Below are 19,594 nucleotides of genomic sequence, written 5' to 3'. Positions count from 1 at the left end.
TGATCGGCAAGGGCGAAGGCCCGGTTAAGAGGAGGAAAATGATATGAAAAATGCTGTCAGCATTCTGTCCATCGTCGCGGCGGGGTTCATGGCCTCGACATCGGCGTTCGCGGGCGATGTGCGCATCATGTGGTATTCGGACGGCGTCGAGGGCGAGGTCATGCAGGACCTTATCGACCGCTTTCAAAAGGACAATCCGGATATCAACGTCACGCTCGACAACGTTGCCTACAAGGTGATCCAGGAACAGCTTCCGATTCAGCTCGAAGCCGGCCAGGGCCCCGATATTGCCCGCGTCACCGATCTCAAGGCTTTGGCCGATCACTGGCTTGATCTGCGGCCCTATCTTTCCGATCCGGCCTATTGGGAGGAGAATTTCGGCGCGCAGGCCGACTGGATGCGCCCTGATGGTTCGGATGCCATTACCGGCTTCATGACCCAGCTCACGCTCACCGGCGGCTTCGCCAACAAGACGCTGTTCGAGCAGGCGGGTGTCGATCTGCCGGGCGACAAGGCCACCTGGGATGACTGGGTCAATGCCTCGGCCGAAGTCGCCAAGAGCCAGCAGACGGCGGCGGCCTTCGCCATCGACCGTTCCGGCCATCGTATTTCCGGCCCGAACGTCTCTTACGGCGCAAACTATATCGGCCCCGATGGTATGCCGGCCCCGGTCGATGAGGGCACCAAGACCTTCGGAACCAAGCTCGTCAACTGGACCAATGACGGGTTGATGCTGAAGGATACCTGGGTATCGGCCGCAGGCTCCACCTATCGCGCGGCTGCCGACGATTTCATCAACGCCCAGATCCCGTTCTACTATTCGGGTAGCTGGCAGGTCGCCAACCTCTCCACCAAGATCGGCGACGCCTTTGACTGGGTGGCGATCGGTTCGCCCTGCGGCACGGCGGGTTGCTCTGGCCTCAAGGGCGGCGCAGCGCTCGTCGGCATCAAATACACCAAGAACCCGGAAGACGTCGCCAAGGTCATGGAATATCTGGCGAGCCCCGAGATCGTGAAGGAGTTCTCCGAGCGCACCCTGTTCCTGCCGGCGCACAAGGGCGTGGTTGCCGAAGGCGGCCTGAACTGGGATACCGACGACAAGAATGTCGGCCCGGCGCTCGATGCCTTCGTCAAGTCCTCGGCGGAAACGCTGCCCGCCGCCGACGCGCTGCCGGCATGGAAGTGGGCGTCGGCCTATTACGGCGCGCTCGTCACCCGCATCAGCCAGGTCATGGCCGGTGAACTGACCCTCGACGAAGCCTGGACGCGTATCGACCAGGATATCGCCGACAAGGTCCAGCAGTAGGCTAGCGCGGAAAAGTGGCGAACCTGTCCGACATAAAGCGCATGACCGGCTCCGTTATCACGGCGCCGGTCATGTGGCTGGCCGCGCTTTTGAACCCGCCGCTCAAGGTCTGGCAACGGGCCACGGGCACCGGCGGCATGGCGGCGTTCTTCCTGGCGCCGAACATGGCGATTTTCGGCGTGTTCGTGCTGATCCCGCTGGTCATGAACTTCTTCTATTCGATGACCTCCGGCTCGGCCTATTTCCTGGCCGACCGGACCTTTGTCGGTCTCGAGCAATATGGCCGGCTTCTCGATTGCGGAAATTATCTCGATCCCGGCACCTGCCGCGAGGATCTGTTCTGGAAGGCGGCGCAGAACACTGCGATCTTCGTGTTCTTCCAGGTCTCGCTGATGACGCTGACGGCGATGATCACCGCGCTGATCCTCAACCGCAAGATCGCGGGCAGGGGCTTCTGGCGGGCGGTGTTCTTCTTCCCCGTGCTGCTGTCGCCCGTGGTCGTCGGCCTGATCTGGCGCTGGATCCTGCAGCGTCAGGGCCTGCTCAACTACGTTCTCTACACATTCGGCGCCGATACCCATGACTGGCTGACCGAGCGCCTGCCGGCCTTCACGGCGGCGGTCTCTGTTTCGGTCTGGGCGCATATGGGCTTTTTCACGCTGATCCTGCTCGCCGGTCTTCAGGCGATCCCGCGCGATCTTTACGAGGCCGCCGAGATGGACGGCACCAAGCCGGCGCGGGTGTTCTGGCGGATCACCCTGCCGCTGCTGATGCCCAACCTTCTGGTGGTCATCGTGCTGTCGCTGATCCGCGCCGTGCAGATATTCGATGAGGTTTATGTGCTGACCGGCGGCGGTCCGGGCACCTCCACCATGTATTTGACCCAATATATCTACGAGGTCGGCTTTGCCTCGCTGCTACGCAATCCGGGTCTTGCCGCTGCTGCCTCGATCATGATGGGGCTGGTGCTGGTGGTTCTCACGCTGGTGCAGCTCGGCCTTGGGCGGCGCAATGAACAGAAGGGAGCGCGCGAATGAGTGCCGTTTCGAAGTTCCTGTTCCGCCGTCGGGGCGGCGATGGCTGGCACTGGACGGATATCGTCACATGGGTCTGGCTCATCGGCGGGCTGATCATCATGTTCGGCCCGGCGCTGTGGCTGGTGTTTTCCTCCTTCAAATCGCCGGCGCAGCTTGCCGAGTTCCCGCCCACCATCCTCCCCTATGTCAGCCAGCAGGTGGAGGTCGAGGGCTATGACCAGCCGCTCAATCTTTATGACGTGACGCTGCCGGACGGCTCGACCAGAGTGCTCGCCGAGGTGCGCCGCATCGGCATCGTCGCGCAGATGGTCGATCCCGCCGATCCCGGCGAGATCATCAAGGTCAATATCGCCGAGCGCACGCCGGTGCGCGAGATCGGCTTTGCCACGGAGAACTACGTTACCCCGCTGGAGAGCAATGACTTCCTGCTCTATCTGCGCAATTCCGTGTTCGTGACCCTGATGGCGACGCTGATCACGCTGATCACCAATTCGATGGCGGCCTTTGCGCTCTCGAAATACAAGTTCCGCGGACGCGATGCGGTGCTGATGCTGATCGTCGGCACGCTGATGGTGCCGCTGTCGGTGCTGCTGGTGCCGCTCTATTCGGTCGTCAGCGCCGTCGGCCTCTACAACTCGCTCTGGGGCGTGATCCTGCCGACGGTGGCGACGCCCACGGGCGTGTTCCTGCTGCGCCAGTACATGCTGACGATTCCCGACGAATTGCTGGACGCCGCGCGCATGGACAATGCGTCGGAATGGCAGATCTACTGGCGCATCGTGTTGCCGCTGGCGGCGCCCGCTCTGGCGGTGCTCGCGATCTTCTCGGTGGTCTGGCGCTGGAACGACTTCCTCTGGCCGTTGGTCGTGCTGTCCTCGAAGGAGGTCTACACGCTCCAGGTCGGGCTCAATACCTATGCCGGCGAGCTGAACGTCCAGTGGCACTACATTCTGGCGATGACGGTGGTGACCATGATTCCGGTCGTGCTGGTCTTCGTCTTCCTGCAACGCTTCATCACTTCCGGCATCGCCGGTTCCGGACTGAAATAGGGTGCCATCATGGGACAGATAACGCTGAACAAGGTTGATCGGGCTTATGGCAAACTCAAGGTCCTGCACGACATCAATCTCGATATTCCGGATGGCGAGTTCACGGTTCTGGTGGGCCCGTCGGGCTGCGGAAAATCGACGCTGCTGCGCCTGATCGCCGGTCTCGACAAGCCCACCTCCGGCGAGATCATCATCGACGGCAAGGACGTGACAAAGGCGTCGGCCGCCGATCGCGGGCTTGCCATGGTGTTCCAGTCCTATGCGCTCTATCCGCATATGACGGTGCGCCAGAACCTCGCCTTCGGGCTGGAAAACATCCATATGCCCAAGCCGGAGATCGAGAGCCGGATCCAGGAGGCCGCGCGCATGCTGGAAATCGGGCCCTATCTCGACCGCCGGCCGGGCCAGCTTTCGGGCGGGCAGAAGCAGCGCGTGGCGATCGGCCGGGCGGTGGTGCGCAACCCGACGGCCTTCCTGCTTGACGAGCCGCTTTCCAATCTCGATGCCGAACTGCGCATCACCATGCGGGCCGAGCTTTCGGGCCTGCACGAGCGGCTGACGACCACCATGGTCTATGTCACCCATGATCAGGTCGAGGCGATGACGCTGGCCGACCGGATCGTGGTGATGCGCGCCGGCAGGATCGAGCAGATCGGCAAGCCGCTGGACCTGTTCCACCGGCCGGCGAACCTGTTCGTCGCCGGCTTCATCGGCGCGCCGCGCATGAATCTCGTTCCGGTCACCGTGACTTCGGTCGAAGCCGATGCTGTCCATGTCGAGGGACCGGGCGGACTCGTCGCCCGGATTGCCTGCGAAGACAGCGGGCTGAGGTCCGGCGATGCCGCGACGCTCGGGGTCCGCCCGCATGATTTCTCGGAGGGCGGCGAGGACGCAATCGAGGCGGAGGTTACGCTGATCGAGGCGCTCGGCCCGGAGACCGTCGTTCATGCGAACACCGATGGCGGGCAGAAGCTGGTGGCCGTTTTTGGCGGCGGGGCTGTCGATCCCGAGGCGACGCATGTTTCGCTGCGCTTCGATCCCGAGCGGGTGCATCTCTTCAACAGCGACGAGCAGCGGGTGAACTAGAGCGCGTCCAGGAAAAGTGGATACCGGTTTTCCGTCCGGACGCGCGCAAAAACAAACAGATAGAGCATTCCGCAGTCAGGCGAGGCCGATATGACGGTCGAGAAAGGCAAACACCGCTGCGCGCATCGCCGGCGTTTCCACATGGCCGGCCTCCGGCTCGCGCACGAGAACGAGCCGGTCAGCCGCTCTCGCTTCTTCATAGGCGCGTCGCGTCTGGTCAAAGGCAGTTTCGAAGGCGGCCGGCGGCGTCAGCGGATCGAGATCGCCGATGCCGATGAGCTGCGGTCGCGGCGCGATCAGCCCGGCGATCTCGCCATTGCCGGCGAGGCCGAGAAGGCCGGGGACGGTGAGATAGATGCCGTGGAGGTCGATATTGCCGGCGTCGATCAGCGCGGCGTAATCGGCATAGGCGCAGAGATGCGCGCTCGCGGCGAGGCGGGGTTCTGCGGCCGCCAGCCAGTAGCTGAAGGTCGCGCCCATGGAAATGCCGAAAACGGCGATCCTGTCGGCGATGATGTCGGGGCGGGAGGCCAGCCACTCGAAGGCGGCGGCCTGCTCGCCGAGCATCTGCCCGGCAAGGCTCTTGCCGTTCCAGAGTGCCGCCTTGGCGCGGGCGCTTTCACCGGGGCAGGAGCGGGCGCCAAAGGCCGGCAGCTCGACCATCAGCACCGCATAGCCCCGGCGCGCGAATTCCGGGCCGAGCGGCGAGAGCAGCGCCCCGCGCCCGGAAAGAAGCTCGTCCGCGCCGATCTCATAGGCGTTGCCGTGGGCATGGATATAGAGGATCGCCGGAACCGGTGCATCGCCGGGCGGGCGCAGCAGAAAGCCGCGCGCATTCTCACCGTTTGCGGTGGCGAAGGTAAGCCGTTCCAACCGCATCCCGTCGTGATTGACGCCGACGCATTCGGTGAGCGTCAGCGGATGCGCGCCGATCTCGAACTTTTCACGCAGGGCCTGTCTTAGTGCCATCACTTACCCGGAGAGCCGACCATGAGTATCGATACCTATCTTAAACACCAGTTCAGCCTTGAAGGCCAGCGCGCGCTGGTCACCGGCGGGGCAAGCGGCATCGGCCAGGCGATCGCCGTTGCCTTGGCCGAAGCCGGGGCGGATGTGGCGATCACCGTGCATTCGAACCCGGGCGATGAGACGGCGCGGCTTGTCGGCGAGACGGGTCGCACCTTTGCCCGTCTCCCAGCCGATCTTGGCGCGATCGACGCCGTCGGGGCGGAGAATCTTTTGGAGGCAGCCGCGGACAACCTGGAGGGCGATATCTCGATCCTCGTCAACAATGCCGGCACGATCCGGCGCGGCGACGCTGTCGACCATGCGGAGAGCGACTGGCGGGCAGTGCTTTCGGCCAATCTCGACGCCGTCTGGTTCCTGTCTCAGGCCGCCGCAAGGCGAATGCAGGCGGAGGGTTCGGGGCGGATCATCATGACCGCGTCGCTGCTGTCGTTTCAGGGCGGCATCCGCGTGCCGGGCTATACCGCTTCCAAGCACGGCGTCGCCGGCCTGACCAAGGCGCTCGCCAACGAACTCGCGCCCCACGGGGTCACGGTCAACGCGATCGCGCCGGGCTATATCGCCACGGCCAACACCAAGGCGCTGCGCGAAGACCCGGAGCGTTCCCGGCAGATTCTCGAGCGCATTCCGGCCGGGCGCTGGGGAAAGTCGGAGGATATCGCCGGCGCGGCCCTGTTCCTGGCTTCGCCCGCAGCGGCCTATCTCAACGGCCATATCCTGGCGGTAGACGGCGGCTGGCTGGCGCGCTGAGCGGTTACCCTTGGGGCGTTTGCCTGCCGGTCGAGCGCCTCAATGGCAGTGCACCTTGCCGACTTTTTTCTCCATGTGGCAGCATTGGCCGGGCGGCGAGCTCTTGCGGCAGCCGCCGCCATGGGCAAAGGCGGCGGTCGTGGTTGAAAGCGCCAGCAAGGCTGCGAGACAGAACCTGATCACCGTGTTTTTCCCTCCCCACTTGCCGTTACCGCCTGTGCCGGGTCGGCGGCATTTGCGGTTCCATCAGTCGTATTGAAGCATACATCACCGGAATTCACTTCCGCCCACAAGTGAAAACTGCTTTGGTGCCGCAATGTCTTCCCAACAAACGAACGCATCCGGCCAGCTCACCGGTATTGCCCTGATCACCTTTGCGGTGCTGCTGCTGTCACTGTCCGACGCCCTGGTGAAGTTGACCGGGGCGCATTACAGCCTCGGTCAGCTGATCCTCATGCGCTCGCTCGGTGCTGGCTTTCTCCTTTGCCTGTGGGCGTGGGCGCGGGGCAGGGGGCTTCGCGCTACCCGTCCGCTATGGGTTACGCTCAGAAGCCTGTGCCTAGTGGCGATGTGGTTCTTTTACTATGCGGCGCTGCCTGAAATTCCGCTGGCGCTGGCCGCCGCCTGCTACTACACCGCGCCGCTCTGGATGGCGCTGCTCTCGCGGGTGGTGTTGGGCGAGCCGCTTGGATTGCGCAGGGCGGCGGCGGTGGTTGCCGGGGCGGTGGGCGTGTTTCTGGCCGTCAACCCGACGGCTGCCTCGCCATCGCCCTATGTCGTTCTGCCGCTGCTCGCGGCGCTGTGCTACGCCATGAGCGCCATCATCACCTGGAGCCGGTGCCGGGCGGAGCAGCCGGTGGCGATGGCGTTCAACCTCAACGTCGCGCTGGTCGTCGCCGGCGGCGGGCTTGTCGCAGCACTTTCGGTGACCGGAGCGGGCGTCGACGGCAGTTTCATTTTCGGCGTCTGGCCCGCGCTCGGCGCTGTCGACTGGGCGGTGCTCGGCCTGCTGGCGGCGTTTCTGATGATCATCACGGTGTCGGTGGCCGGGGCCTATCGCATGGCGCCCGCGCCGGTGATCGGCCTTTTCGACAATGCCTATCTGGTTTTCGCAGCGGCCTGGGGCGTTGCGTTTTTTGGGCAAATTCCGTCGCCGGTCGAAATGGCCGGAATGGCGCTTATTCTGGCGGCCGCAGTCACGGCGGCGCGCGCGCCTCGGGCGCGGGCCGACGCTCCGTCGCCTACCCGGATTGCGGCGAAATGACGTCCGCCTGTGTTCATGACTGGTTTTTTGGGCGGATTAAATTATCGTAACATATTGAAAAATATGCTAAAATAACAGAATATTCATTTTCCGAAAGCTGCAATCGGGCGTAGTCAGTCGCTCCGCGGCGAGACATTTGTCTCCGCCTGCCTCAACAACCGAGGAATACTGTCATGAAGAAGATCATTGCACTTTCGCTCGCAACCCTGATGATCGGTTCCGGCGCGGCGCTGGCCGCCCAGCCCTTCAACCCGACCATGTACGGCGCGAAGCAGACCACCGCCGATCAGGAGATCGCCCGCATCTCCGCGCCCGGAACCATCTTCACCACACAGGTCAGCGGCGGGGCCGGCTGGACGGCCTCCAAGACCTACAAGGTGCAGCCGGACGGGACGGCGAAGCTGATCGATCTCGGCTATATCAACAACAACTGACCTTATGCCCGTTGATGCCTTGCAGGCTCCGCAGCAAGCCGCTGCGGAGCCTCTCTGCTGACGTGTCTTGGATTCCGGGGGAAACGAATTCAACCAAGTAATATTTTAGATTACAAGCATATATAAATGTTAAAAATAGTTTAGGAATTTTATTACTTGCATATTGCGCCTCATTGAAAACATAAATATCGTCATGGAAAATATATTACTTGCATATATACAAGTAATTCGGTGCGCCAGATATGTGATTCATGGGGGTTCGCCAGTATTCGGCGATATCCCGAAAGTTTTGCGGATGCGGTGCCGCGTCTTGCGATTTCAACAAGTCGAGCAGCCCGGAGGACGGTCCGGGGTGGACGTTTCATGGGGGACATTATGGGCGTTTCGAAGGGATTTCATCATTCCGTTGATCGGGTGCACCAGAGCGGCGCCGAGCGCTCGGCGGCCGGCAAGCGCCTTTCGCGCTTCCTCGCGGGCACGGCGTTTTCCGGCGTTGTCCTGCTCGGCGCATCGGGCGTCTATCTTTCCGGCAGCAGCGAGGCATGGGCGGTGGCCTGCCAGCCGGACGTCGTCGGCAGCACGACATACACATTCGATGATCCCGGCCCCTGCGAATTGACGCTGCCTTTCGTCACCTATAACGGCCAGAATTACACCGTTACGATCGATGACGGCGCCCAGGTGACCACCAATGGCGGCAATCTCTACATCGGTTCGCCGGGCGCAGCCGGAGGCGCACCGGGTGGCGGCAATATGAGCCTCACCGTAACCAACCAGAGCACATCGCTGACCGTTGGTGGCGGCGCGGATACTTTTGTGGGATATACGAATTCAAGCGGCTATCCTGTTGGATCAGGCTATCTCCATGTCACCAACAAGGCGCGCGCGATTTTTGGTGACCTACTATTGCTTTCGGGCACGGGCGGATCGAACGGCAGTATTCTCTTCGATGACAGCGCGGAAGTAGACATCGACCAGTTTGTCGTCAGTAATTCTCAAACCGCAGTGATTTCGTCTTCTGGAACAAATGTTACGGTCGAGACGCTCTTTCTGGGGGATACGGGTAGCTATGGTCCTTTCTCGACGCAGTTGGCCAGCGTGATTGTAAAGGATGGCGCCAGGTTGCACCTTGGCTCATCGACGTCGAGGATCAATGGCAATCTCGTCATTGGTGGTAATAGCGAGTTCGTGGCGAGCGATTCCTTGACCGTGGGCGACGAGAATCAGAGCGGAGCGATCTGGATTGGCAGCGCGGATCCTGGAAATCCAGCGGGACAGAACTTTTCGGTCTCAATCGGCCAAGTCTGGCTAATTGCGCAGCCCGGTCACACGGCCAAACTCGTGTTCAACCATGTAAGCACCGCTTCCAACCCGTTTGTGACAAGCCTCAACCTGAAGCAGACTTCGTCAGCTTTTGATCCAAACAATGCGGTGGTCCAGATGAATGGCTTCACGACACTGAAGCCTCTCGCTCAGCAAACGGCTCCACAGATTCAGGTTCGCGGAGGAACGCTCAATCTGCTTCCTTACGATAGTTTCAACCACAATAATTATTCCGGGCAAATACTGGTTCAGGGCGGTACGCTTTCCGGCGACGACATGATAATCGGGAATTTGAACTACGATGGTGCAACGCTGGAGATTACCGGCGGCACCTTATCTCCGGGTGACCTTTCCGCTAATCCAGGCGGAGCTAACTATGGTACGCTCACAAGCTGGCTTCCAGTGACGTTCGGCTCAGGCGGTACGTTTCACACGGAAATTGGCGGATCGTCTACCAGTGGCAACAACGACTTGTTTATCGTCTCAAGCTATTCCGGCGGCAGCGGCTCCATCGCCCTCGCCGGAACGCTGACTGTTCAGTTCAACGGCACGTACAACGAACGCTATACCCTTATCGATGTGCAAGGAACTTCAACCGGCAGTTTCGGCACCGTCACGATCACCGATCTGACTGACGGAGGGCGCACGCTTCTGCCCAATGAATACGAGCTTTCCTACAACAACAATACCGATGTCACGCTGATCGTCTACGGGGCGGTTACGGGGCCACTTACCTACTGGAACGGCGGCACCGGGGGCAATCAGGCGGTGGCCGGCGGCCAGGGCGGCGGCGGCGTCTGGAATACCAGCTACAACAACTGGACGAATGCCGCCGGCTCCGGCCTGTCGCCCTGGACGCAGGGCGAGTCCCCGATTTTCGGGGGCAACGGCGGCGGCGCCGTTACGCTTGCCAGCAATGTCCGGGTTGGCGGCATCGAGTTTGCGCGCGACGGCTATGTGATTGCCTCCAACAACAGCTCGACAATCTCTCTCGACAGCACCGATGGTCCGGTCGTCATCGAAACGGGCGCGAACATGACGGCCACCATCGATGTCGCCCTCAAGCAAACCTACAGCGACACGCGGCTGATCGTGGAAGGCGGCGGCACGCTGGTTCTGACCTCGGAGAACAATGATTACACCGGCGAAACGGAAATCCGCTCCGGCGTGCTGCAGCTTGGCGACGCGACCCACGGCAACGGCGGGGTGCGCGGCAAGATCACCGGCAGTGGCGGCCTGAGTATCTTCACCAGTTCATCGGTCGATTTCGGCAATGATATCAATGATTTTGGCGGCGGTATCGGCTTTTATGGGCCGTCGTCCGGCCAAGGCGTCATCAATTTCACCGGAAACAACGACCTTCGAGCAGCCACGACCGACGCCAATGTTTACAACCATGCAGTCCTGAACATGCTCGGCAGTCTTCCGGGAGAGCTCACCGTCGGTGAGGGCGGCACCCTGGCGGGGACCGGCTCGGTGACCACGGTCAAGTTCGACACGGGTACTGCCGTCTTCTCGCCGGGGGATTACCGTCAGGGGACGGGCGCGCTCGGCACGTTCAACGCCGAAGTCTTCCAGCTCGACTACGGTCATATCGTCATGGATGTCACAGCCTCCGGCCAGGACAAGCTGATTGTTGACAATGAATTTTACGGCGTGGGCAGCATATTGATCAATTTCTCGGGTGAGACGGATACGCCCTATACGCTGATCACCTATGGTTCAACGCCGCCCAGCAAGCAGCTCAGCTTTGCCAATGGCATTACCGTCATGGAGAACGGCTCGGCACTGGCCGACGAAGATTTTGTGCTCGACGTAAACTATAACAACAGTCTGGAAGTGGTGCTGATCGTCTACGGTACGCTGCCGGAGCAGGATTATTACTGGAACGGCGGCACCGGCAGCAATCCCGGTACGCCGCGCGGCCAGGGGGGCAGCGGCACCTGGAATGGCGGCAACAAGAACTGGACCAACGCGAATGGCGACCGACCCAACGCGTGGGTGAACGGAAAGACCGCGATCTTCTATAACGGAAGCGGCACCGTCAATGTCGGCTCGACGGGCATTTCGGCCTACGGTCTCTATTTCGACGCCAGCGGTTACACGCTGAACGGAAACGGTCTCTCGCTTGCAACCAATGACGGCAGCACGCCGCAGATCGATGTCGGCGGCAGCGTTGCGACCATCGATCTCGTGCTTTCGGCGGGCGCGCTCACCAAATCCGGCAATGGCCGGCTTATCCTGACGCAGAACAATACGATATCCGGCAACACGCAAATCAACGATGGCACGCTGCAGCTTGGCGCAGCGGGCATGAACAATGGCAGCGTCGGCGGTTCGATCAGCGGCGGGGGCGTGCTGGAACTCTATGCCAGCGGCAATGTCGACTTTCAGAACAACATCACGGGCCTGGCGGGCAATTTCAACATCATCGCCGGCAATGTCTCGATTTCGAACTCGGTCAACAGCAATCGCACGGCCACGACCAACTTCCAGTCGTCGGGCACCTTCACGATCAACGGCGCGCTTGGCGGCACCGTCAATATCAACAGCGGAACACTTGCCGGTTACGGCACCGTCGGCTCTTTCGGGTCGACCGTCTCGATCAGCAACGCAGCGCTCTCGCCGAGCGGCATGCTCACGATAGGCGGCTCCCTGTCGATTTCCGGCAGTTCCAGCAGCAATTTCTCGCTTGGCAGCGGCGCTTATGTCTATGTGAATCAAGACCTTTATGCCGGCGGCACCATCAATGCTTCGGGCTCAAACGCCGGCATCTATACCTTGTTCACGTATGGCGGTTCGCGCACCGGCACCTTCAACGCCGGCAACATCCCCAGCAATTCGACGATCGACTACCACGATGCCTCCAAACAGGTGCGGCTGGTCGTGCTCAGTTCCAACGGCACGATCGGGCAATACTGGAACGGCGGCGGTTCGCAGAGCGTCGATGGCCTCGTCGGCGGCAGCGGCGTGTGGAACAATGCGAACACCAACTGGACCGATTCCAGCGGCTCGGTGGCCTCGCGCACGGCCTGGCTCAACAACGGCACATCCATTGCCTATTTCGCCGGTTCGCAATCGGGCACGGTGAATGTCAGCGACCTTTACGGTCAGATCGAAATCGCGGGCATGGTGTTCCAGACCAGCGGTTATGTTCTGCAGGGCGACCAGATTCTGTTGAGCAATGCCAGCGGGTCGAATTCACTGACGATCAACGTGACGACCGGCACCGCCACGATCAATGCACAGCTTACCGAAAATAGCGGTGGCGGCAGCATCAGCCTGGTCAAGGCGGGGTCGGGCACGCTGATCCTCGGAAGCGCCAACAGCTACACTGGCGGCACCACGATTTCCGGCGGCACGCTGCAGCTCGGCTCCACCAGCGGTGCGGGCTCGGTCTTCGGCGCGATTTCCGGCTCCGGCGCGCTCAATGTGTTCGCGCCCTCCGGGCAATCGGTCGATTTCAGCAATGATATTTCCGGGCTGAACGGGCCCTTCGGCATCAATGGCCCGGGCACGGTGAATTTCCTCAAGGATGATTCGGGCTATTCGGGCCAGACGACGGTCTCGAACGGCACCTTCAACGTGCTGCGCGATCTTGGCGGCACGATCAGCGTCAATGGCGGCACGCTGGCCGGCGACAACGCCACGCTGGGCGGCGCGGGAACCGATCTGAGGATCGGCGCCTCCTCGGCTTCGCGGCTTTCGCCCGGCGATGCGCGGGCATCGGGCAATGCCTACGGCATTCTGACGGTTGCCGGCAATCTGATCCTCGGCGCGAACGCCACCAGCGTGTTCGATTTCAGCCTTGCCAACCAGTCCGGGGCCAGCGCCAGCAACGACCTCGTGGTGGTCAACGGCGCTCTGGATCTGGGCGGCAGCAATCTGACGGTCGTGGTCCACGGCAATCAATACGGCACTTACACGCTGTTTTCCTACACCGGGACCCGGTCCAACCAGTTCGGCGGAACGCCGTCCATCACCTTCGACGGCGGCCTGCTTCAGGCGGGCCAGTATCAGATCTGCCCCCAGGATCCGGACTGCAGCCCGGAAGCCGGCAAGGTTTACCTGAATATCTTCAACGCACCGCCCGGAGACGCGCTTTACTGGAACGGCGGCGACTCGAGTCCTGGCAACGGCGTGCTCGTGGGCGGCAGCGGCATCTGGAAACCTCAGTCCTTTACCGAGCACAAGACCTGGTCCGACAAGGATGACGGGTCGGACGCCTATCCCTGGACCGACAACAAGACCCCGATCTTTGCCGGGGAGACCCCCGGCACCGTCACGATCGATACGGAAGTCAGCACGGGCGTTTATGAGCCGATCAAGATCACCGGCATGGAGTTCCAGACCGACGGTTATCTCATCCAGGGCGACAGCAACCAGCAATTGCAGATCAACAAACCGATCAATATCAGCGTCGACGAAAACGTCACCGGAACGCTGGATGCCTATCTCTACGGCACCGGCGCGATCACCAAGGTTGGCAAAGGCAAGCTGATCCTGAACGTTCCGAACAGCTATGGTGCCGCGCTCGATATCCGGGACGGGGAGCTGCAGATCGGAACGGCGGCGCAGGGCTATTCGGTCAGCATGCCGATCAATATCGGCGAGGAGGGAACGCTCCGGCTGACGCAGGCGTCGTCAACGCTCACCAGCACCCTGACGGGAACGGGAACTTTTGCGACCGGTTTGGCTGGCACCGAGATGTCCACGACGTATGCAGGAGACGGCACGGGATTCGATGGCACGATTATCGTCTACAATTCGACCAATACTGCCTTTTATGGCGGCCTTCTCTACTTCGGCGCCGCTTCTCCGGGAATTAACATGGAAACGCTTATCGTCGGCGTAAAGGATCCGGAAAATCCCAATGCTCTCTATCAGGCTAGCTTGGCAATCGATCAAACGCAGGTCACCGTCACCGACGAAATCATCGTTGGCGACCGGAACGATTCAGCCGATGGTTCTCAAGGAGGGGCCCTGTACGTGCAAGGCAGTTTGAAGGTTCTTGGCGCTGGACCTATTGTCGTGGGCAATGAGATTGGCTCGGTTGCTACTCTTTCGGTTACCGGTTCCACTGGGGTGATGTCCGCCGAAGACGGCGATATCAGAATCGGCGATGCCAACAATACCAATGTCACGGTGGCTGTTGGGGGCGGGGGGGGAGGCTTGTCGACGGGCACCGGAGACATTTCAATCGGCAATGGCGACAACGGTACGGTAGGGGTCTATGTACAGTCGAAAGGTACGCTCTCCGCTGCGACCGGGAAGATCACCCTCGGTTCCGACAACCCCACCGGTTCGGGGGCTGGTACACTTTACATCGGGGGGTACTCTATGTCCTCCGGCATCAACTATAGTTACGGTACGGTCGTCGCCCAGGAACTTGCCTTTGGCGGCGGCAACAGCAAACTGGTGTTCGACGCGCGGGAGCTTCCGACCGACGCGTATGATTTCGATGTCGACATCACCGCTCCCGGCGGGGGCGACAATACCATCAGCGCACTGCAGGGCTTCACCACTTATTCGGGGGACGGGTCGGCGTTTGACGGTGTTGTGGATATCTCGTGGTCGACCGCTGACACAACCAAGAGTTCATTTTCTCCAACTGTTTTCAACGTCACGGGCACGCTCGGCGGCAATTTCAGGGTTACCGAGGGCACGCTTTCGGGTACCGGTACGATCTCAACTGATGGTTCGGTCGTGACCGTCGGCGATGTTGCGGGCAGCCCCACCGCCAATCTTTCGCCGGGCGACCTGTCGGTAAACGTACCTTCCACCAACCTGCCCAATTACGGCACGCTGACAATTCTCGGCAATCTTGTTCTGAATGCCACTGCCAATGTCGTGTTCGAGATGTCGACCGATGATCCCGCCGGGGCCGGCGGAAACAACGATCGCGTGGCGGTTGACGGCCAGCTCACAACCGGCGGCACGCTTACCGTCTATATCACCGGCGATTACGGCGACTACACGCTGATAACCGCCGGCAACTTCATGGACCTTTCAACGCCGTTCGACGAGGCGAACAGCAAGATATACTATCATGGCAGTCTGACGAAAAAGTTCGATATCACCTATCCCGGCAGTGCATCGGTTGTCCTTTCCGTCTACGAGACGCCGACCTATACCGATCTCTACTGGAACGGTCCCCATCTGTCGCCGACATCGGGCGTCCTTGGCGGGACGGGCATCTGGAAGGTCGATGTGGATCAGACCAACTGGGTGAGCAGCGACGGCCAGACCGTTTATGACTGGGTCTCGCCGAACAACGCGATCTTCATGACAAATTCCGGCACGGTGACGGTGGACGGCTCGGGCAGTCCTCAGATCCAGGTGACGGGCATGGATTTCAAGGTTTCCGGCTATGAGCTGGTTCCGACGACATCGCCTTCGGCCGATGCCATCACCCTCGTTCTGCCTGCCAATCCTTCGAGCAACTTCACCGCGATCAACGTTGAAGGCGCGATCACCGACACCGCTTCGATCGGCGTGCAGTTGAGGGGAACCGCCGGTCTGGAAACGACGGGAACCGGCACGCTGATCCTGACGGCGGACAACACCTATACCGGCGGCACGAAGATCACGACGGGCAAGCTACAGCTCGGCAATGCGGCATCCGCGCTCAACGGCACCGTTCAGGGCGACATCGAGGTCACGGCTCTCGGTACGCTGGCCGTCGAGGTGACGTCCACGTCGCCTTTCGTCAATGACATGACGGGGACGGGCAATTTCACTGTCAGCGGGCCGGGCGTGCTCGACTTTTCAGGCGATTCGAGCACATTTGACGGCGACATCTTCGTTTATGGCGGTGGCACGCTGAGCCTCAGCGGCGCGCTGGCCGGCGACCACTTTACCATCGGCGAAGACGAGAACGGCGGCTTGCCCTCAGTTGGATCGCTGACGCTTACCAACAACGGTCTGCTGACGACGAGGTCCACAATCGACCTTACGCTCAGCAGCGGCGAGACAGCGGCGTTGAATATCGGCGCGGCCGAGAGTGATGCGGCACAGGCGGCGGGCAATCTCGACGTCGGCAGCATCTCCTTCGGGCCGGGGACGGCAACGCTTGTCTTCAACCATACATCCCCGCTGGCCGCGCCGTATAATTTCGGGTCGGGTTTCCAGGCTTCCACGTCCACGGCAGAGGTCAGGCACATTGCCGGAACCACGAATTTCCTGGCCGGCTCAAGCAATTCGAACTTCAAGGGCAAGACGACGATCTCGGGCGGCGTACTGAACCTGCTGTATGACCCGACAGGAGTGCCGCATCTTGGCGGCGACTTCGTCGTTGCCTCCGGCGGCACGCTTTCGGGAACGGGAACCGTGGGAAGCGGGTACAGCACCATCGCTGTCCAGTCTGGCGGCGTCATAGCGAATTTCGGCAGCGTAACCATTCCGCCCAACACCAGCTATAACAGCGTTCTGGACGTCAAGGGCACGCTTGAACTGGATGACGGCTCCACCGTTCTTGTCTATCTTTCGCCAGAGACGGTGAACAATCAGTTTCCCCTGTTCGTCGCCGCTGCCCTAAGCGTGCCGACAACGTCCGCTGGAACCATCCATGTCGATGTGCGAACGCTCGGAGGCAGTACGCTCGGCCCCGGCTACTACGACCTTATACATTACACCACGCTGTCGCCGGGCGGTGATCTGAGCACCTTCAAGATCGTGCAATCCAATCCAAACTACGCGATCGATACCACCATCAGGCCCGGCACGATCTTTCTGCATGTCACCGGGGGCGTGGCGAGCGATGGCGACTACTGGAACCCCAATCAATCGGCCAGTCCGTCCACCTTCGGCGGCAAGGGAACCTGGACAGCGAGCGGCGGCAACAACTGGTCCGACGCCGCGGGAACCACCCACGGCCCCTGGGATGCCGGCGTCACGGCGATATTCGAAGGCCAGAGCGGCAGCGTGACCGTCGACACCACGAACGGCGCGATTACCGTCGGCGGCCTGGAGTTCAATAAGGGGCCCTATGTTCTGAGCGCCAAGGATCCGTCGACGGACGTATTGACCCTCACCGGGCCGCTCGTCTTTGCGAAGGTCACCTCGGCCACGGATACCGTGACGCTTGACGTCCCGCTGACCGGCACCTCTTCCGGTCTGATCAAGAACGGCGCGGGTACGTTGAAACTGACGGCTGAAAACCACTATGGCAATGGCACGACGGTCTCGGCAGGCAAACTTGCCTTTGGAGACGGCGGCTCCGTGGATGGCGAGATCGCGGTCTCGGAGGGGGCCATCCTCGCGGTGAACGCCACCGGAACGGTTACCTTTTCTTCCGGAAACGTTATTTCTTCAAGCGTCAACACGGCCGGAACGCCGGCGGCGTTCAATATCGAAAGCGGTACTGCCGTGCTCAATAGCGACAGCCGGGGTTTCTTCGGAAACACCAATGTGCAATCAGGCGGCACGCTCACCGGCATCGGGAAGATCGGCGGCACGGTGACGGTGGAAAGCGGCGGTACGCTGCAGGGGTCGGTTACAAATTCTCCGCCGCTGACTGCGGGTTCCGCGCTCGTTTTTGAAGCCGGTTCGCACCTGGCCGTCGAGCTCAATCCAGGAACGCCGAATACCGCGACGCCGCTCTTCGTCACCGATACGCTGAACGTCAAGGGCGGCGAGGTCGATATCTCGGTGACGGCGGGCAGCACCGACAGCCTTGTCGGCGACTACCTGTTGATTTCGTTCACGACACAGGCGCCGGGCAGCGATCCTTCGATCATGACGGTCTCTCCGTTCAATCCGGATTATTTCATCGAAGTCTTCAACAAGGGTGTCTACCTGATCACCAACACACCAGATCTGGCCTACTGGCATCCCGATATCTCGGTCGCCGCGGATTTCGGTGGCGACGGAACCTGGACTGCCGATACCGGACAGAACTGGTCCGATGAAAACGGCGTGAACAACGGTGCGTGGACTTACGGCACTACGGCGGTATTCCAGGGCCGCGCCGGCACGGTGAGGGTGGATTCCCAGGCGGAATCGGTCGTGGTTGGCGGCATGAAGTTCCTTACCGACGGATATGTGATCACCGACAACGGCAACAATGATGTGCTCACTCTCGGCGGGGCATCGGTCTTTACGGTCATTGATGTCGGCGACACCGACAGTTCCGTAAAGGTCGAGATCAACCTGCCGCTGACGGGGTCGGCCGGGCTTGTCAAAACAGGCGATGGCGAACTCGTTCTGAAGACCGACAGTACCTATGCGGGCTTTACGCAGGTCGAGGCCGGCACGCTGACCACGGGGACCGCCGGCGGCGTCCCCGGCGACATCGAGATCCAGTCCGCGGCAACATGGAACTTCAATGCGGGCGGACGTTCCGTTTTCGACGGCGCGATTTCCGGCGAGGGCACGTTTAACATCAACGCGTCGGGTTCTCTCAACCTGTCCGGAAAAAGCAATGGCTTTACCGGAACCACCAATCTCAATATCGGCACCTTGAATATCACCGGCCCCGCGAACGCCGAATCGTCTGCCGGGCTCGGCGGCGTGATCAACGTCGCAAACGGAGCGGTGCTCCAGGGGTACGGGACCTTCGGAAAGATCAACGTCGTCAGCGGCGGCAAGCTGCAGGTGGGTGTTGATGGGGGGCTAGGCAAGTTCCCCGTTGCCTCCGTTCAGGCCGAGGGCCTGACCCTCGCAGCCGGCTCCACCATCGATATCGCGGTCGATCTCGATACCAACACGGCAAGCAAGATTACAGTGAGCGGTGATGTGACGATCGGCAACGGCGTGAACGCCCGCGTGGATTTGAGCGGCAGTCCTCATAATGCGCAGTACCCTGTAATCGTCAGCGAGGGGACGTTGAATTACGGGTCCATCTCCTACCGAAAGCCTTATCTCGGCTATACGACGGGCTTTGTTAAGGACAGTGGGGGGCTGGTTGTGAACTTTGTAGTACAGAAAAGCCAACTGCTTGATGTTTGCGGCACGCTTACGCGCGGATCTTGCGGTGTTCTTGAGGCGGTTGATGGTCTTGGCGAGGGTGATGAGCTTTATGGCAATGTGATGAGCGTTCCGAAGGATGAGGGCGAATCGCTGCTTGGTCAGCTTTCGGGCGATGCCTATGCCTCGAGCGATGCGGCCATGATTTCCGGCAGTCGTTATCTGCGGGACGCGACGGGCTCGCAGGTTCGCGGTTCGATGGGACGCGTTGCGACCGGTTCCGGTGTCTCGTCGGTGAGCAATTATGCCGCCGCCGCGCCGGTTGCGACCCCGTTCGGGCCGTTCGAGGAGGACAATAGCGGCATTGGCGTTTGGGCCGCGGGTTACGGCGCCTGGTCGTCGATGGACGGCGC

Annotated in this window: 10 protein-coding genes; 8 read left to right on the top strand and 2 right to left on the bottom strand. The window is 61.2% G+C overall.

Translation table 11 applies throughout. From position 1 onward, the window contains the following. The first annotated feature begins 43 nt into the window (after positions 1–43). The 4 genes from V6767_RS08945 (at position 44) to V6767_RS08930 (ending at position 4,478) form a co-directional block, all read left to right on the top strand. Positions 44–1,306: an ABC transporter substrate-binding protein gene (locus V6767_RS08945; RefSeq protein ID WP_448473148.1), complete on the top strand. Its 1,263-nt coding sequence runs from the start codon at positions 44–46 to the stop codon at positions 1,304–1,306. A 71-nt stretch (positions 1,307–1,377) separates the two neighbouring features. Further along, positions 1,378–2,343 (top strand): carbohydrate ABC transporter permease, encoded by a 966-nt coding sequence (locus tag V6767_RS08940; RefSeq protein ID WP_419197446.1) that lies wholly within the window; start codon positions 1,378–1,380, stop codon positions 2,341–2,343. Beyond that, positions 2,340–3,392 (top strand): carbohydrate ABC transporter permease, encoded by a 1,053-nt coding sequence (locus V6767_RS08935; RefSeq protein ID WP_448473147.1) that lies wholly within the window; start codon positions 2,340–2,342, stop codon positions 3,390–3,392. Before V6767_RS08940 ends, V6767_RS08935 begins: the two co-directional genes overlap by 4 nt. 9 nt (positions 3,393–3,401) lie before the next feature. Beyond that, the gene (locus V6767_RS08930; RefSeq protein WP_448473146.1) at positions 3,402–4,478 is read left to right on the top strand and encodes an ABC transporter ATP-binding protein; all 1,077 of its coding nucleotides are present in this window, start codon (positions 3,402–3,404) and stop codon (positions 4,476–4,478) included. Positions 4,479–4,553: 75 nt separating this feature from the next. Here V6767_RS08930 and V6767_RS08925 read toward each other — a convergent pair whose 3' ends face one another. Then, entirely contained in the window at positions 4,554–5,447 is an 894-nt protein-coding gene (locus tag V6767_RS08925) for an alpha/beta hydrolase family protein (RefSeq protein WP_448473145.1), read from the bottom strand. Positions 5,448–5,468: 21 nt separating this feature from the next. Here V6767_RS08925 and V6767_RS08920 point away from each other — a divergent pair, with 21 nt between their 5' ends. Further along, positions 5,469–6,254: an SDR family oxidoreductase gene (locus tag V6767_RS08920; RefSeq protein ID WP_448473144.1), complete on the top strand. Its 786-nt coding sequence runs from the start codon at positions 5,469–5,471 to the stop codon at positions 6,252–6,254. A gap of 39 nt (positions 6,255–6,293) precedes the next feature. Here the strand turns inward: V6767_RS08920 and V6767_RS08915 are convergent, their stop codons facing one another. Further along, positions 6,294–6,437 (bottom strand): hypothetical protein, encoded by a 144-nt coding sequence (locus tag V6767_RS08915; RefSeq protein WP_448462648.1) that lies wholly within the window; start codon positions 6,435–6,437, stop codon positions 6,294–6,296. Between the two features lie 133 nt (positions 6,438–6,570). Here V6767_RS08915 and V6767_RS08910 point away from each other — a divergent pair, with 133 nt between their 5' ends. From V6767_RS08910 to V6767_RS08900, 3 genes are all read left to right on the top strand, one after another. Beyond that, positions 6,571–7,518, top strand: a complete 948-nt coding sequence (locus V6767_RS08910) for a DMT family transporter (RefSeq protein ID WP_448473143.1) — start codon at positions 6,571–6,573, stop codon at positions 7,516–7,518. 173 nt (positions 7,519–7,691) lie between these two features. After that, positions 7,692–7,952, top strand: a complete 261-nt coding sequence (locus V6767_RS08905) for a hypothetical protein (protein WP_448473142.1) — start codon at positions 7,692–7,694, stop codon at positions 7,950–7,952. Between the two features lie 363 nt (positions 7,953–8,315). Then, the coding region (locus tag V6767_RS08900) for a beta strand repeat-containing protein (RefSeq protein ID WP_448473141.1) at positions 8,316–19,594 on the top strand (11,279 nt) is incomplete at its 3' end.

It is taken from the genome of Martelella sp. FLE1502, from assembly GCF_053484255.1.
This window is presented reverse-complemented; position numbering and strand designations above follow the sequence as displayed.

What these genes read in the sequence shown, in the direction of transcription:
- V6767_RS08945 (WP_448473148.1), top strand. Translation starts at nt 44, where the DNA reads ATGAAAAATGCTGTCAGCATTCTGTCCATCGTCGCGGCGGGGTTCATG.
- V6767_RS08940 (WP_419197446.1), top strand. Translation starts at nt 1,378, where the DNA reads ATGTGGCTGGCCGCGCTTTTGAACCCGCCGCTCAAGGTCTGGCAACGG.
- V6767_RS08935 (WP_448473147.1), top strand. Translation starts at nt 2,340, where the DNA reads ATGAGTGCCGTTTCGAAGTTCCTGTTCCGCCGTCGGGGCGGCGATGGC.
- V6767_RS08930 (WP_448473146.1), top strand. Translation starts at nt 3,402, where the DNA reads ATGGGACAGATAACGCTGAACAAGGTTGATCGGGCTTATGGCAAACTC.
- V6767_RS08925 (WP_448473145.1), bottom strand. Translation starts at nt 5,447, where the DNA reads ATGGCACTAAGACAGGCCCTGCGTGAAAAGTTCGAGATCGGCGCGCAT.
- V6767_RS08920 (WP_448473144.1), top strand. Translation starts at nt 5,469, where the DNA reads ATGAGTATCGATACCTATCTTAAACACCAGTTCAGCCTTGAAGGCCAG.
- V6767_RS08910 (WP_448473143.1), top strand. Translation starts at nt 6,571, where the DNA reads ATGTCTTCCCAACAAACGAACGCATCCGGCCAGCTCACCGGTATTGCC.
- V6767_RS08905 (WP_448473142.1), top strand. Translation starts at nt 7,692, where the DNA reads ATGAAGAAGATCATTGCACTTTCGCTCGCAACCCTGATGATCGGTTCC.